14 protein-coding genes are annotated in these 15725 nt (G+C 36.3%); all 14 read right to left on the reverse strand.

What is annotated here, in order from left to right; genetic code table 11:
* Positions 1 to 4 precede the first annotated feature (4 nt).
* On the reverse strand, positions 5 to 559 hold the full coding sequence (locus C3K47_RS07910) for a TerD family protein (RefSeq protein WP_103788587.1): 555 nt from the start codon (positions 557 to 559) through the stop codon (positions 5 to 7).
* A 53-nt stretch (positions 560 to 612) separates the two neighbouring features.
* Positions 613 to 1575: a hypothetical protein gene (locus C3K47_RS07915; RefSeq protein ID WP_103788588.1), complete on the reverse strand. Its 963-nt coding sequence runs from the start codon at positions 1573 to 1575 to the stop codon at positions 613 to 615.
* A gap of 13 nt (positions 1576 to 1588) precedes the next feature.
* The gene (locus C3K47_RS07920; protein WP_103788589.1) at positions 1589 to 2686 is read right to left on the reverse strand and encodes a toxic anion resistance protein; all 1098 of its coding nucleotides are present in this window, start codon (positions 2684 to 2686) and stop codon (positions 1589 to 1591) included.
* 64 nt (positions 2687 to 2750) lie between these two features.
* Positions 2751 to 3362, reverse strand: a complete 612-nt coding sequence (locus C3K47_RS07925) for a TerD family protein (protein WP_103788590.1) — start codon at positions 3360 to 3362, stop codon at positions 2751 to 2753.
* A 10-nt stretch (positions 3363 to 3372) separates the two neighbouring features.
* The gene (locus C3K47_RS07930; protein ID WP_103788591.1) at positions 3373 to 3924 is read right to left on the reverse strand and encodes a TerD family protein; all 552 of its coding nucleotides are present in this window, start codon (positions 3922 to 3924) and stop codon (positions 3373 to 3375) included.
* Entirely contained in the window at positions 3914 to 4759 is an 846-nt protein-coding gene (locus C3K47_RS07935) for a phosphoribosyltransferase family protein (protein WP_103788592.1), read from the reverse strand. Before C3K47_RS07935 ends, C3K47_RS07930 begins: the two co-directional genes overlap by 11 nt.
* Positions 4759 to 5457, reverse strand: a complete 699-nt coding sequence (locus C3K47_RS07940) for an HAD family hydrolase (protein WP_103788593.1) — start codon at positions 5455 to 5457, stop codon at positions 4759 to 4761. Before C3K47_RS07940 ends, C3K47_RS07935 begins: the two co-directional genes overlap by 1 nt.
* Positions 5458 to 5783: 326 nt before the next feature.
* Positions 5784 to 6932: a hypothetical protein gene (locus C3K47_RS07945; protein WP_103788594.1), complete on the reverse strand. Its 1149-nt coding sequence runs from the start codon at positions 6930 to 6932 to the stop codon at positions 5784 to 5786.
* A 153-nt stretch (positions 6933 to 7085) separates the two neighbouring features.
* The gene (locus C3K47_RS07950; RefSeq protein ID WP_103788595.1) at positions 7086 to 7448 is read right to left on the reverse strand and encodes a hypothetical protein; all 363 of its coding nucleotides are present in this window, start codon (positions 7446 to 7448) and stop codon (positions 7086 to 7088) included.
* A gap of 2 nt (positions 7449 to 7450) precedes the next feature.
* Positions 7451 to 7729, reverse strand: a complete 279-nt coding sequence (locus tag C3K47_RS07955) for a helix-turn-helix domain-containing protein (protein WP_103788596.1) — start codon at positions 7727 to 7729, stop codon at positions 7451 to 7453.
* A 452-nt stretch (positions 7730 to 8181) separates the two neighbouring features.
* Complete coding sequence (locus C3K47_RS07960; protein ID WP_103788597.1) at positions 8182 to 9387, reverse strand: site-specific integrase; 1206 nt, start codon at positions 9385 to 9387, stop codon at positions 8182 to 8184.
* A 317-nt stretch (positions 9388 to 9704) separates the two neighbouring features.
* Positions 9705 to 12314, reverse strand: coding sequence for a glycoside hydrolase family 3 N-terminal domain-containing protein (locus C3K47_RS07965; RefSeq protein WP_207765256.1), 2610 nt, complete (start codon positions 12312 to 12314; stop codon positions 9705 to 9707).
* 425 nt (positions 12315 to 12739) lie between these two features.
* The gene (locus tag C3K47_RS07975) at positions 12740 to 13546 is read right to left on the reverse strand and encodes a phosphatase PAP2 family protein (protein WP_243392516.1); all 807 of its coding nucleotides are present in this window, start codon (positions 13544 to 13546) and stop codon (positions 12740 to 12742) included.
* Positions 13547 to 13552: 6 nt separating this feature from the next.
* A complete protein-coding gene (locus C3K47_RS07980) occupies positions 13553 to 15715 on the reverse strand; it encodes a TonB-dependent receptor (RefSeq protein ID WP_165784656.1) in 2163 nt (720 codons plus the stop codon).
* Positions 15716 to 15725: the final 10 nt, after the last annotated feature.

The following is a 15725-nucleotide window of genomic DNA, read 5'->3' on the forward strand; positions in this document are numbered from 1 at the left end:
AGGTTTAGTTATATCTATTTAAATATTCTTGTAATCCTCCCTGCATTCCAACTCCAACAGCTTCAAATTTCCACTCGTTATTACGTTTATAAATTCTGCCAAATTCAACTGCAGTTTCAATAGAGAAATCTTCTTCTAATTCATACTTTAGAATTTCTGCATTTGTATCAACATTGTAAATGCGAACGAATGAGTTTCTAACCTGACCAAAATTCTGCTTTCTCTTTTCAGCATCATGAATGGTTACAACCACACATAGTTCAGTAGCTCTAGCATCAATTTTTGAAAGATCTACATTAATTGTTTCATCATCTCCATCACCATCACCAGTAAGATTATCTCCAGTGTGCTCCACAGAACCATCTACTGTTTTTAAATTATTATAAAAAACAAAATGTTCATCTGATAAGAGCTTTTTATTCTCACCAAGAATAAATACTGAAGCATCTAAATCAAAGCCGGAGCCGGTTGATGCATTGTTGGTATCCCAGCCTAATCCAATCGCAAACTTTGGGGCAGCGATAACTTCACGTTGTCCTTTTTGAAGATTAATTGCCATGTTCTATTATATTGAATAATTAATTCTTTCTGATAAATTATAAGTTCCGCCAATTACATTAAATCTGTATTGAGCATTGTTTTTAAGATATTTGCCTGCACGTCAATATTGGTTATGTTTTCCAGAAAACTCACATCTTCTATCTTATCATAATAGGCCGTAAGTAATTGCTTAGCATCTTCAGAGATATAACTTTTGGTTATTGTTACCTGAGTTTCCAGTAAGCAATTTCTATCTTCCATGTCCTGGATTATTTTTACTTTTTTTGACACCGTATTTTTCCAATCCACATTTTGGATTGTTGCAATATCACAAAGCAGAAATAAACGAGACTCCCCATAGTACACAAAATACTTGCTGGTTCCCATTATTTTATAAACTTCAAGCACCTCATCGCCAGATCTTAACCCACCGATAAAAGTATTTTTGAAATTATATTTACACTGGATCCCTAACAGCTTTTTATGAATTGTTGCGTAGGCATTTTTATAAACATCATCTGAATCATGATGAATTAATTGATTGAAAACATCAGTAGTTATATCATGAAAAAACTCTTTGGCATAACGAATTGCGAACTCATTAATGTTCTTGGCAAAAGGATTATCTTTTGAATAATCTGAAAGATTATTATACAAGTTTTGTATAGAAAGGTTAATCTTTTTAATATGTTCTGCCCTTTCTTCATCAAAGTCAGCTTCATTACTTGTTGAGTTGTGTAATTTTTCAACTAATGCCGTATTTAAATCAATTTCATCATAGATCAGTTTTATTTTTTGTTCATTGCTTTTTTTGATCTTTTTCAACAATTCAATCACACTGCTGGTAAACTGAAGATGAAAAAGTTCCAGTTTATTAATATCTATTTCGGTATTGTTTTCAAAGGATCGATGAATAATCTGGCTTCGCAAATAAATTTTATATACAATTTCTTCCTCAAAAAAGGCCGAAAGCAATTGTAATCTGTTTATAAATGCGACTGATTCCTTTAATATCCTTGCCCGATCTTCATTCATTATTAAAAGACAATCAATTAAGGTTTGTTACATTTTTCTTTAATTCGGTTTCTAAATTCTGCAATTCAGTATTTAAAACTTTTCTGTTTTGATTTCCTTCCTCGTGAATTCGTTTAACCTCATTTAAGGTTTCAATTAAAGAATTGGTAGTTTGTTTTAAGGTTTCAAGTGAAACAACTGTTTTCTCGTTTTCTTTTGCAACATCAATACTGTTCTGTTTCAGCAATTCAGCATTCTTTTGCAAAATGGTATTTGTTGTTTCAGAGATTTTCTTTTGCATTTCAACATTTGCTTTTTGGCGTTGAAGGGCAACAGCAATCGTTAGTTGATTCTTCCACACAGGAATGGTAGTGGAAATAATTGATTGTGCTTTTTCAGCAATAGATGTATTATTATTTTGAACTACTCTAATCTGAGCTAAAGATTGCATCATAATAAAACGGACAATCTTCATGTCTGCTAACCTTTTATCTAAACGGTTAACAAACTCTCTTAAATCAGCGATTTCATAGTCATTATAATTAGACGCATTAGCTTCCATTTGAGCTAATGTTTCAGTAAGTTGGGAATGCTTTAATTGTCCTGCTATGATTAACTCTTCCATTTGTTTGATATAATTTACATTACTATCAAACATTGTTTGGAGAGAGCTATTGTCTTTAATAGAATTTACTCTGCCAACTTTAATTTTATTGGTGATTTTATCAATATTACTAACAACGGTATCGTATTTCTGAAATAACTTTTTAGTGTCAAAAATCAGTTTCTTCAAAAATGGGATCCTGGAGATAATTTGCTTAAAAGTCCCTTGTTCAAGTTCATCAACATCGATATAATTCAATTCAGTTAACAAATCATTGATCAATCCACCTACTTCTCCCGAATTATATGTACGTACAGAGGATAAGAATTCATTACTATATTTTTCCATCGAGTTTTGAACCTCGACGCCATAGTTTAAAATAGAATTCACATCTGTAGAAACTAAACTTTTGTTAATTTCATCAAATTTTCTTGCATCCTCTGATGTAATTAAAGATAAATCTACATTTCCTTCTTTATCCAATTTTACAAGAGTATCCTGATGATCGGTATTTGAATTTACTTCCATTGTAATTTTTAGTCTTTATTTAATTGCACTAATAAATAGATAATACATTAGGTAATAATAGGTTCTACAAATAATTTTGAGCTGCAGTATTAACTGTTTCTTCTAATCTTTTATCTTTTGTAGGTTCACCAATAGCGTTAAATTTCCATTCACCGTTTCTTTTGTAAAAAACACCCATAATCATGGAAACATGACCTTTAAAGCCGGCATCATTTACGATATCATATTTAGCAAATACCTCAGTTACTTTTGAAGGTGTTCCTTCATAAATGCGAATAGATGCAAATGGAATAGTTCCAAAATCTTGACCTCGGTAACTATTTAATATAAACGTAACGAAAGAAACAGCAGGGTTTAATTTTGAAAAATCAACGGTGATAATCTCATTATCTAAACCATCATCCCCATCCAAATCACCTGTCAAATCATCTCCACTATGCCTAATTGCACCATCTTTAGATTGAAGATTTCTAAAATAAACAGTTTCAATTACTTGTTTGCTATCATTATATAAAGCACAGCTTGCATCTAAATCAACTGCTTCTTTACTAACTGAGCCGAATAAACTTTTTTTCTCTATTGCCCCCCAGTTAATTCCTACACAAATATTTTGGAGCTTGCTACCATTGTTTTTCTCAAGGTTGATACGCTGCCCTTTTTGCAGATTAATTGCCATATTTCTTTGATTAGTTATATTTTGTGAGATAATCCTCCAATCCACCTTTCATTCCAATTCCAACTGCTTCAAATTTCCACTCGCCATTACGTTTGTAGATTCGACCAAACTCTACTGCAGTTTCAATAGAAAAGTCTTCATCAAGTTCGTACTTCAATATATCCGCATTATTTTGATCAAAAACGCGTACATAAGAATTTCTTACTTGACCAAAATTTTGTTTTCTGGCTTCGGCTTCATGGATAGTTACCACAATACAAATTTCAACAGCTGCAGCTTCAATTGATGATAGGTCTACCTTGATCTGCTCATCATCACCATCTCCTGCTCCTGTTAAATTATCACCTGTATATTCAACAGAACCATTTGCAGTTTTCACGTTATTGTAAAAAATAAAATGTTGGTCAGATAATAACTTTTTATTTTCACCCAAAATAAAAACAGAGGCGTCGAGGTCAAAAGCAGTACCTGTTGATGAGTTGTTAGCATCCCATCCTAAACCAACAGTAAATTTGGGAGCATCAATTTTTTCGCGTTGTCCTTTTTGCAAGTTAATTGCCATATTGTATTTCCTTTAAATTGTGATTGATTAAATAATCTTTAATAACAGTTAAATTTGAAGAATAAGCTCCGATTGTGTGGTAACCATTACCAAGTGCCATGTTATATAATTGATCTATAAATGCTCTGCTTTGATTTTGAATAAACAGGCTAAAAGCAGCAGGGTCATAGTTAAGTATATACTTAACTATTCTAGTATTCACAGAGAAATGTCCACTCTTAATAATCTCCTCTAGATCAAAAATATTTTTTACGCTGTGATAGTTTAAATGGTTTTCAACATTTGGATGAATGTCTTTATTGACGAGTTCTCCATAATAGAGCAAGTAGATATCATTTGTTAAGTCGTATTCTTGCGTCATTTTCAAGATCATACGTTCGTGACCACCAGTGATTCTTATATCATCCAAAAAAACAATTGTTTTTCCTTCTAAAAACATCTTGTCTATATGAAATGAATCATTCCCGATCAAGCGCATTCTCTCTTCTGCATTTAGTTCACCATAATCTTCTTTATAAGTAATAGTACGATGCACTTTTGTTTCCTGAACTACCGGTAAATTATTAGTTGCTAACCATCTGTTTAACGCAAAAACAAAATGGTTCTTCATAGCAAATGTAGCCGTTGGAATAAATGAATAGGGACTAGATACTACAACAATTTGTTCCTTAATAGGCGCTTTCGCTAACTGATCCTGAATAAACCCATTAGCCAATTGAGTTCCGAACTTTTTTGCAATCAGTTCGTCACCAAATTTAAAACGGCTATAATCATCCGGACAGAATCCAAAATCGTCAGTATTTGTTATTTTATGTAAAGAATAGGTAATCTTCATTAGTAGATTAAAGAGGTAATACTTTTGTTATTTGAGTTAATTAGGTAACTATTTACGCCAATAGTTTGAGCTCCATAAAAATCTGCGTGTTCGTTGTCACCAATATGAATAATCTGCTTTTTATTTATTATTTCCTCTTTCCTAAAGTCTTTAATTTCGTTAATCATAAGTTGAAATAACTTTTCATTAGGCTTAGACAAACCTTCTTCGTCAGAATACAATTGAAAATCCAAATATTGATCAACCTCTAATTCCTGTAGTACTTTTCGCAAAGTACGCCCTTTTATAAAACCAGTATTACTTAATAAACTTATCGTTGTATTCTCTCTGTTTTTTAATCGCTCAAGAACATTGAGCGTTTGATCACAGTAAACAAGTGGTAAGAAATTGAATAGAAGTAGCTCCATTTCTTCGTATAACCTGTTTATATCCACATCATCAAAACAAATGCTATAATCATTGATAATACTTATAACCATCAGGTACATTTCTTCAGCATCAATGTTGCCACCTGTTTTTTCATTAATGCTATTGCATAGCAAATCTACTTGTCGGAAAACAACTCCCACTTCATCTAAAGATTTACCTTTAGTATTAAAATTCTCATAGAAAAAAAGAGTGCGTTTGGTTTTAAATAATGGATTCGATTTAATAAGTGTAAGCCACAAATCAAAAGAATAATGCTGATAAAAAGTCATTTATTGGTACTATAAATTGTCGTTGCTGATAGTTCATTCTCGTTAATCTGAGCCTTTAAATGAATCAATTGGTCTTAAATTTTCACTTCTACAAGGATTAGGCTTAACTTTTAAAAAGGTTTTATTTAATGCTTTTCTCGGATTCAGATGTTTGTTATTTGTAATCAGAGTCATTTCGATTGCAGCTAATTAAATACGTTAGCAAAATAGTGAAAACTAGTGAAATAATCCAAATGCGTAACTGCTCCTTTCTGACGTTTGCAAAAGCATTTTCCATATATAGGGCTTGCGTGTTTGCAAACGTCAAGAAAGGATAAAAATGGGCCCTAAACGCCCTTTTTCAGAAAGTATAACACTTCCTTCTTTTCCTGCCTTTTGCACAGAATTAGGAATTCGCCATTTTCATTTACAATGGTAATGGGAACTTGCATTATTTGCTTGATTCGGTTTTCTAAGGTGCGGGGCTTGCAATCGAATTCTTCAGCCAGGATATCGAATAAAGTTTGTTTGCTCATAGGTTCAACGAGAGTTCTTCCTAAAAATTCGCAGAGATCATCTAACTCCGCTTTTTTAATTCTTTCACCTAAGATTTCAGCAACGGACTCCGGTTTGGCAATGATCAGTCCTTTATCTTCATCTGAATACTGTACATAAAATGGTTCGTGCTTACGAGAGCTACGGCATTTTAGATAGGCAACTTTTATCAAGTCAGTAAAACGGTTCTCTGAATCTTTTTCAAAACCTACCTGAATAACTGTGGAAGCCTTGTTCATGATCTCGGTGCCTAAATGGCCACGGGCTTTATCGGTGTTGCCTGGGTTTTCGTGAATGAGGCAAAGAAAAGAAACATTATATCGATTGATGGACCGATTCATCATATCAATTAACCGCATTGAATCCTTGGAGTCGTTGAAATTTTCGATACAATCAGTGACTACGTCCAATACAATGAAAACATGCGTTTGAAACTTGTTTCGTATATAATCTAAATACATGTTCAACATTTCGAAGCGTTCCTCTCTTCCGAACTCTAATAGTGAAATATAATCGAAGAGCTCTGGATGATCTTCTATTTGATAACCGGCTTTTAATTGGATTTGTTGCAGTGCGTAGGGTAATTGATCGGATAGGTTACGTTCAGTATCAACGTAGCAAACTGCTACCCCTGCAGAGTTACCATAATTTGATTGTGACTTGAAGCCTAACAAATCACGGTTGCTGTGTGGTTGTTTTAGAAAAGTGGCGCATACGGTTTCGGCTAAACGACTTTTATGTACTCCGGCTTTCCCCTGGATAACATTAATGGTTCGAGGAAAGAATACTGGATTTTCGTTTTGACTTAAAATCGGGGATGCAAAGGTTATAGGGCGCGATTTGTTTTCTCGAATTTTGGATTGACTTTCGAGAAGTTTTTGGAGATTAGTTTCATTGGCCACGGTATTGGTGGAGCTTATAGGCGGTGGTAGAGTTTGCATATTTGTTGAGATTACATTGATTAGAAATTAGATTACACTGATCGATAACACACGAATTGTAGAACACGAATTGCTCTAATAAAACGAATTACACGAATTCCCAACCTATACCCCTCACCTGTTTAAAAGGATTATAGGTTGGGAATAATTCATCTATAAGGGCATGAAATAAACTTTGAATTGATCGTTTTCTTTACGGTAATAGAAAACGTAATCCATGGGTAGATTGCCATTCAGTTTTAATTGATCAATAAAGCATTGCTCCATACCAATAATGCATTGGGCATAATTTCGATCGAATAAACGGATTAGGAGTTCGGAAAAAAGATGTTGCCGTTTTAAATCTGATTGTAGTCGATCGTACATTTTTTGCAACTGCTCTGCATTATAGTTTTTGTCGTTACGAGCTTTATTATAAAACTGTGTTGACCATTCGAGCTTTTCAGCATCCGCGTTAATTACGGCTTGGCTTTCATTTAACAAACTTTGAAAGTTTAATGGCTTACCGGTTTCCATATTTATTTCCTCCCAAAAGGTTTGTTGTAGTTTTTGTTAAGGAGCTCTTGAACATCGGTCATTCGGTAATAAATTTTAGCACCGATTTGAGAGAAAGCAATCTTTCCTTCGTCGCGCCAGGTTTGGGCAGTACGTTTGGAGATTTTCATCAGGAATAGAAAGTCCTGATTGTCGATGAACTTGTCTTCAGGACGTTCCTTACGAGTGATGAGATTTTGGATTGTTTCGAGTTTCCCCACCAGGTCATTGTAGGCATCTTTAGTTAGAATTACTGCTTCCATGTTTTTGATGTTTTAAAATTTTATGGAAGCGAAAGAGGAATAAAAGAATAAGTCCCCGGGTCCCAAAAAGGTCCCGGGGACCATTTTTATAGAAAAAAGCGCGTTTGCAAGCAATAGAGGGCGATTGAATTTAGGAGGTCCCCGCCGGTTTTGGGGACCTGATAAATTCCTTGCATGTATGAAGTTTCAATTTTTTGAATTTTGCAATCAGCGCAGCAATAAAATGGCGTTTTAAATGGGCTGCAAGCCAGAAATATCGTCGCTGACAAAATTGTAAGTGTGGGCTTTGCGATAGCTGTGTTAATAATCGGACGGTCCTTAAAATTAACAGATAAGTTTAGATCATTTAATTATAGTAGAAGAAAAAAGTGACTTTTCAACATTGTTAACGCATTATTAAAACAATTAGTAGTTAAGGATAACTTAACTACTAATTTGTAGTTGAATAGGTGTTAATTGAATACTTCCATTGCTTTATCGAGTTCTTCGTTTACAATTTTGGCGTAGATCTGGGTGGTGGTGATATTAGAATGGCCCATCAATTTAGAAACATATTCGATCCGCATACCTTTCATTAATGCCATGGTTGCAAAAGTGTGTCGAGCCATATGAAAGTGAAGTTTTTTATCAATGTCAGCTGATTCACCTAAAAGCTTTAAATCTTTGTTTGCATATGCCGTTGCACTACTAATAGCGCTATGTAAAACTAACCTGTCCGTATAATCTTCTTTCTGATTTAATATTGGAAAAATGAACTGTTCTTTTTCAATGTTTGGACGATGATATTTATGCAGAATTTGTAACGCTTTATTAGGCATTTTTATTGATACGAGCGAGCTCGTTTTGTGAGTTTGAATGATTATTTTATCTCCTGTATAATTCTCCCATTTCAGTTGAAGAATATCTGAAATTCGAAGCCCTCCTACATAAGCCGAAAAGACAAAAATATCCCTATGGGTTGCTTTTTTCGATCCAGGTATCAATGCTAAATCTTCTATTTTCTTTAGTTCTTCCATTGTAAGATATTCTTGCTTGGTCTTTTCCCACTTAAGTTTATACCTTAAGAATGGATTTTTTTCCAAAGGATAAAGCTCCTCCTGAATTGCCTGGTTAATTATCCTGCGCAAGTGCTTTAAAGTTGTATGGATGGTATTTGTTCCGTTCTTGCAATCCGTTCTAAGAAAACTTTCAAAGCTCCTCAGCCAGGCTACATTAATTTCATGGAAATATAAATCGTTGTTATCATTGAACTCTTTGATTCGCTTAATGGCCGTGTCTAACTTATTTAGAGTTGCTATTTTGTATTTGTGCTCTACCGACTTTTTATAATAATCTGAAAACTGATTAAACATTAGATCGTCTTGCCCAGTGAGAATCCGTTTAATGGTGTTCGTATCGGCATACTTATCCTTTAATTGAATTTCCATTATCTGTCCTTCCGCTTCCAAAAGTTTATTAGCGATAACATGATTTATCCTCACAGAATTTGGATGTGATTTTTTGACTCTTCGATTCTTATTGTCCCAATCTTTTTCTTTAATGTAGATGCCTGTGGATATGTATTTTGAACGTCTATCCTTGATAATACGAAGGTATAGAGGGGCCTCGTCTTGTTTGTTCCTTTTTTGTGTGTTAAGGAATAATTTTAATGTTGCCATATGAAGAAAGTATTTAGTTTCCTAACTTCCTCGCAATTATTTGGTAAAACAATGGGTTAAACATTTGCGAGTACTCCTTGCATTTTGGCGCTGCGAATTGCAATCAAAAAAATAAAAAAAGTGGCTTTAATGGTTCAAAAAGGCGCTTTTCTTTCAGAAAGGGGGCCATTTTACCTTCCTGTAGGGACCACAACTTAAACGAAAACAGCTGCAAATTATTGATTTGCAGCTGTTTTCGTTTTAAGAGTATAATATAAGTTAATCATTTCCGTCTGCCTCATGAAAAAAGGCTACTTCAGCCCAAATTCGGCTTCGGTTTATTTGCCACTAGGAGCCAGTCGTATATCTATCACCTTACTTTTTCCAACTTTTACCTCTCGGGTAGTGTATCCATCCACAGAAAACTGAAGCACATCATTAACCCCTGCTTGTATTTGGTAAGAACCTTTGGAATTAGTGATCGTTTTTTGACTTTTTCCTTTTAACATCACAGTCACGCCAGGCAGCACCGTTGCTTGTACATCTCGAACCGTGCCGGTTATAAGGTATTGTTTGCCATCATTAGGATTAGTGATTTCTTGCTTACTAATACTCTTTGGCAACGAATTCTCAATCGATGAAATGCTATTATCAACTAAAGTAATCGTTTTTTTAAGTTTGATATCGGATGATGAGGCTCCAATTTGCAATTCAAATTCACCTGGCTCTACTACTTTTTGCATTTGCTGATTATAAAGGAACAATTCGGATATTGGAAGTTGAATATTCGCGATTTGCATTTCACCCGCTTTAATTTCCAGCTTCGAAAAACCCTTCAGTTGTTTAACTGGCGTAGCCACCGAACTAACCACATCCCTTACATAAAGCTGAACTACTTCTGCTCCATCTTTATCCCCTGTATTTTTAACTTCAACCGATATAGTAATCGTATCATTCTCCTGCACTTGTGTTTTTGAGACTTTCAAGTTCGTATAGTCAAATTTGGTATAACTCAATCCATGACCAAATGAATACAAAGCCTCAGGTGATGAAAAAACATAATCTCTACCTGGCTTTTCATTAGTCCCCGGACTTTTGTAATAGCCTTTGTCTGTAGGCAAATGATTATAATAAGCAGGTAAATGCCCTTCACTTTTAGCAAATGAGATTGGTAACTTTCCTGAAGGATTTACATCGCCAAAAAGCACTTCGGCAATTGCTGCTCCGGCCTGCTCTCCTCCATACCATTGTACAAGAATCGCTGGTATATTTTTGGCCTCAAATGGAAGTGCAAACGGTCGTCCACTTACCAACACTACAATAACCTGTTTGCCGGTAGCATGTAAAGCTTGAATTAGTTCTTCCTGCACTCCAGGCAATGTTAGACTTGATAAGTCAAACCCCTCTCCACTGGTAGAATTTTGATATTCGCGGGCCAACGATGCACTTTGTGACCCCACAAAAACCACCACAGCGTCACTATTTTGTGCTGCTTTTATCGCATTTGCAAAGCCGTCCTTATTCAGGCTGGTCAAATCACAACCTGAAGCATAATTTAGTTTAACCCGATTTCCCAATAATTTCCTAAGTCCTGCAAGCGGCGTAATGCCATCCTTGTTATTCCTACTCCAACTATAGTCGCCAAACTGTACTTGGTCGGCATTAGGGCCAACTACTGCCAATGACTTAATCTTATTGATATCAAACGGTAATATATTGGATTCATTCTTAAGCAAAACAATACTCTCATTTGCAATCTTTTTCGATAATGCGACAGACTCTTTAGTATGGAAATATTGTTTAAAATTCAACGTATCAGGCAAAGGATCTTCAAATAAACCTGACGAGAACTTTGCATACAGAATATGACTAACTGCTGAATCGATATACTTTTCGTCTAGTTTTTTCTCTTGAACGAGTTTTAACAAATTTGCATAATCTTCACCTCCTGCTTCTAAATCTACCCCTGCCTTTACCGACTGCAAAGCTGCATCTGAGCCATTAGTGGCTGTTTTATGAAAATAGTAAAGCATGGAAACAGAGCCCCAATCGGAATAGACATATCCCTTAAACCCTATTCTTTTTCGCAGAATGTCAGTTAAGAAATAAGAAGAGCCTGTGATAGGAACACCATCATAAGAACTGTAACAATTCATTATAGAAAGGGGATTAGCCTCTTTAATCACTTTTTCAAAGGGAGGTAAATACATTGAAAACAATTGTCGATCTCCTCCTTCCACTGATGACAGGTTTATGCCTCCCAACGGAGTTCCATGTGCAACAAAATGTTTGGGAGTGGCAATTAGGTTGTATTTCCGTAAACCCTTAACATAAGCAACACCCATCCGGCCTACTAAAAAAGGGTCTTCTCCATAGGTTTCTTCAACCCTGCCCCAACGCTGTTCACGTGCCAAATCTAAATCAGGAGCCAACGCTTGTTTAACCCCCATCACCTTCATTTCACCGGCAATCTGTTCAGCCATTTTTTGAGCCAGTTCTGGATTAAAAGTACTCGCCAACGCTATAGACTGGGGATAAATAGTACAACCATCCTGAACTGTGCCGTGTAAGCCTTCCATAATTGGTATAATCGGAATCCCTAACCGTGTTTTTTCCTTCAAATGCTTTTGAATATGATAGATGGCTTTCAGGAATTGTTCTGATGAATAAGGGAGAGCTTCCACACATCCAAAGCTCATGCCATTGGTAAATTCATTCAGTTTTTGAATGTCTGGCTTGCCCTTTACATCATATTGCTCCGAGTGAACATGACGCATCTGTGCAATTTTTTCTTCCAGTGTCATTCGGTGGAGTAAATCTTTTACCCGTGCCTCAACAGGTTGATTTGGATCTTTATAAAGTTCCACATTCTGCTGAGCCATTCCTTTAGTACAAGAAAAGAAGGCTAATACCAATCCAAATGAAACAATGATTTTTAATGGCGACATATTATTTTATAATTGAATAACACGAAAAAAATGAGAGGCGGTTCACAAAAATAATGAAAGAAATGAGCCAGCAACAGTGCAACCGATTGCGTAAAATTCACACAAAGACAAGATTTTTCTGATGCTCTGATTTATAGCAGCAAAGGCTTTTATTCGAGCAATCAGTTTTAATTGAGATCAGTTCAAGTCTTTCTTCATCCTGAACTTCCAGTACAGAGCCAACTCCTTGGGCATAAAATTTGAATTCTTTTACTGTTGGGTCTAGGGGAGTTATACAAGGGGTTTTAAACAATAAGTAAAATGCCTGAATGGCACCGTTACAGTTTCAGTGAGCCTGGGTACTTTGGCTTGATCTTCGGCAACATCATGAGAAAATTCCTCCCGATAGCTTAGCCCCATGCGCCTCAGGATGAAAGTTTGAGGATTTATAGCTTAACCATCATCCCCAGCCCAAGGTTTCTATTATTATAATTTGGAACAATCAACACTTTTGGCGATTTATCCTTGAATAAAAGCTTTTTTATTGGTGGATAAACCCAATAAGCCATTTCCGTAGATAAAATACCAATTCCCGCCCCGGCTACTACATCACTGAACCAGTGTTTATTATTATACATGCGTAATGCTCCCGTTGCAGTTGCAACCCCGTATCCTGCAATGCCATACCATATGGATTGATCTTTATATTCTTGTCGCAGAAACTCGGCAGCAGCAAAGGCTGTAGCCGTATGCCCGGAAGGAAAAGACAGGTAATCCGATCCATCTGGGCGTTGTTCGTGAGTTGCGTTTTTAAGCCCCCGAACGGTGGTACTCATAAAAACTGTAGACAATAAATAGATCATTGATCGGTCGCGGAAATTATTTTTCCCTGGCACATTCATGGCATTTAAGCCATAAACGGCAACCGCTGGAGCAAATTGAAGGTAATTATCGACACTTGTTGCAAACCGAGGATAATCCTCTCTTATTTCAGTTTTCGTATTCAAATTAATTTCCATCAGTTTGTCATTGTCTAAGGCACAATAGCCATAAGTGACCATTGCTATGGGCACTCCTATGAAAACGGCCTTTTCTAATAAACCATTGGTTGGGGTGGACTGCCCATATTTTAGGGTTGGCTCTTGTTTCATTATCATAGTATCTGCCCGTTGTGCAAATACATTAAACGATATTGAAACAAAAAGTAAAGCCAGTGATAACCTATTAACCTTCCGCATTTGATCCTTCTTCATAAATTCTTATAACAATCCAATTCTTAAACTCATATTTATTACTCTACCTTCGATTGGTGCCCACAACGGTTTAAATGTTGGATTTGTAATTGTACCGGTATATAATGACTCATATCTGCTTTGACGATAATCAAGTAGATTCTCCGTATTCAACACCAAGCTTACATACTTGCCAAATTTTCGCTCCACCATAGCAGCAAAAAAAACATATCCGGGAGTTTTACTCTCATTGTCTCTGTATTGCGAGCCAGTATATGAACCCTCCAGCCCAAAGCGCCAATGTTCTTCAAATTCCTTAACTAGCGTAAAAGCTACGCGATGCTTAGTAGTTAAAGGCAGGAACTGGTTAGTTGTCAGGTATTTTCTTTCAGCCACCGTTAAAGTATACCCGGCATAAACCTCCCAACCGTTCAGTGTTAGCTGGATATAAGTATCCAGCCCTTTCGTGTTAATCGCTTTGGTGGCATTATTAAAAACCACCGATTCATCTGGCAATTGAATAGTGACAATGGGTTGCCTGACCTCGGTAAAGAAAAATGCGTGATTGATAAATAGGGAGGAGTTCTCTCCTATTGTCTTTTTGTAATTCACTTCCGCATTATAGCCTAACGATCTTTCAGCCTTTATTCCGGCAGGCAATGGCTGAATGGTCTCTATCGGATAATCGATATTTTGTGGTGCCAATGGATTTGGCGATTTGTAACTGAAACCTATGCCTAGCCGGGCAGCCCAAACATCATTAAATCGATGCAATAAAGCAACTCTTGGCAAAAGAAAGTTTCCAAAATTGTCATGATCGCCTCTTAAGCCTAGTTCGAATGTTGAATTTCCGGGCAACCAGGCGGTGAAATGGGCGAAAGCCCCTATTGTATTGTTTTGAAAATTATTTAACGCGATTGGATCAGAAGGCAGTTTTTTGAAAAGGTTACCACTTACATTTAGTCCGGCAACCACGCTGTTTTTTGAAAACGGAACCATTACTGCTGCTTCCGTAAAATAACTTACTTGTCTTCCCTTAAAATAAAGATCAGCAGTGCTTATCCCCCGGGTAAATGAACTTAAACTGGCTCTTACACTTAGCCGGTCAGATTTGGCAAATGTATGATCTAAAGAAAGTTCAGCGGAATGACGATCAATGTTGTTCCGCTCAAAAAACCGGTGTATTTCATCTGACTTATTGCCAATAACCTTCATATCACCGCCCAAGCGATTCTCGAAGGTCCCAGTATATCCAGCGATGATCTTGGTTTTTTCATTTGGATAAAAGAATAGGCGCGGGTGAACAACCACACTGTGAAGTGTTGGGACGTCCGAAAACCCGTCTTTATTTACGTCCGCGGCATTTTGGTGGGTTAGGCCTGTAAAGAACGTGTAGCCGAAGTGATTGTAGCGTTTTGAAGCATAAAGGTTGACATTACTTTCTTTAAGCGAAGTTTGATTTAGCGTTGCAACGGCCTCCTGCTGTTCTACAGGTTGCTTTGAAATAAGATTGATCAGTCCGCCTATGGCACCACTTCCATATAAAGTAGAAGCACAACCCTTGATCAGTTCTACCTGTTTTAAATCGAGCGGAGGGATTTGCAAGACTCCAAATCCTCCTGAAAAACCATCAAACAAGGGCACGCCATCTCTAAGCAGCTGAGTGTACCGGCCTTCCAGACCTTGAATTCGGACATTCGCATTGCCCGACACTGCTGAAGATTGTTGAATTTGAATGCCGCTAACATCGCTAAGCAGACTTGCTATATTTCCGGGCTTGATGGTATTCTCTTCCTCTAACTCTTCCTTTCCTAACACCTCCACTTTTAATGGAGAATTTTCCATTCTCAGGTTATTTCGCGAAGAGGCAATAACAGTTACTTCCGCTAACTCTTTCTGTTTCGCTTTTAATAGTATCACATGCCAGGTTGTGTCGGGCAGGGTTATCTGAATTTCCTTAGCGTCATATCCTTCTAAAGAAAATACAATTAGATGTTTGCCTGCCTGTAAATCAGAAAACAGTACTTTACCATTATCAGAACTTAATGAGCGCTTATTTTTCCCTTCACTTACAGAAACATTTACAATAGGCTGTTGGGAAAGAGAATCCTTTACTATTGCCCTAAAAACATGCTGAGCATGGGCATTTATGCTCATCAGCAGTAAAATGAGAAGGGTTACTTTATTCATTTTCTTTATA

The organism is Solitalea longa (assembly GCF_002920915.1).
GTDB lineage: Bacteria > Bacteroidota > Bacteroidia > Sphingobacteriales > Sphingobacteriaceae > Solitalea > Solitalea longa.

Bases quoted from the DNA above. Each gene is read 5' to 3' on its own strand.
- C3K47_RS07930 (WP_103788591.1), bottom strand. From the start codon at position 3,924: ATGGCAATTAACTTGCAAAAAGGACAACGCGAAAAAATTGATGCTCCC.
- C3K47_RS07965 (WP_207765256.1), bottom strand. From the start codon at position 12,314: ATGTCGCCATTAAAAATCATTGTTTCATTTGGATTGGTATTAGCCTTC.
- C3K47_RS07960 (WP_103788597.1), bottom strand. From the start codon at position 9,387: ATGGCAACATTAAAATTATTCCTTAACACACAAAAAAGGAACAAACAA.
- C3K47_RS07925 (WP_103788590.1), bottom strand. From the start codon at position 3,362: ATGGCAATTAATCTGCAAAAAGGGCAGCGTATCAACCTTGAGAAAAAC.
- C3K47_RS07980 (WP_165784656.1), bottom strand. From the start codon at position 15,715: ATGAATAAAGTAACCCTTCTCATTTTACTGCTGATGAGCATAAATGCC.
- C3K47_RS07915 (WP_103788588.1), bottom strand. From the start codon at position 1,575: ATGAATGAAGATCGGGCAAGGATATTAAAGGAATCAGTCGCATTTATA.
- C3K47_RS07920 (WP_103788589.1), bottom strand. From the start codon at position 2,686: ATGGAAGTAAATTCAAATACCGATCATCAGGATACTCTTGTAAAATTG.
- C3K47_RS07940 (WP_103788593.1), bottom strand. From the start codon at position 5,457: ATGACTTTTTATCAGCATTATTCTTTTGATTTGTGGCTTACACTTATT.
- C3K47_RS07950 (WP_103788595.1), bottom strand. From the start codon at position 7,448: ATGGAAACCGGTAAGCCATTAAACTTTCAAAGTTTGTTAAATGAAAGC.
- C3K47_RS07975 (WP_243392516.1), bottom strand. From the start codon at position 13,546: ATGAAGAAGGATCAAATGCGGAAGGTTAATAGGTTATCACTGGCTTTA.
- C3K47_RS07945 (WP_103788594.1), bottom strand. From the start codon at position 6,932: ATGCAAACTCTACCACCGCCTATAAGCTCCACCAATACCGTGGCCAAT.
- C3K47_RS07955 (WP_103788596.1), bottom strand. From the start codon at position 7,729: ATGGAAGCAGTAATTCTAACTAAAGATGCCTACAATGACCTGGTGGGG.
- C3K47_RS07935 (WP_103788592.1), bottom strand. From the start codon at position 4,759: ATGAAGATTACCTATTCTTTACATAAAATAACAAATACTGACGATTTT.
- C3K47_RS07910 (WP_103788587.1), bottom strand. From the start codon at position 559: ATGGCAATTAATCTTCAAAAAGGACAACGTGAAGTTATCGCTGCCCCA.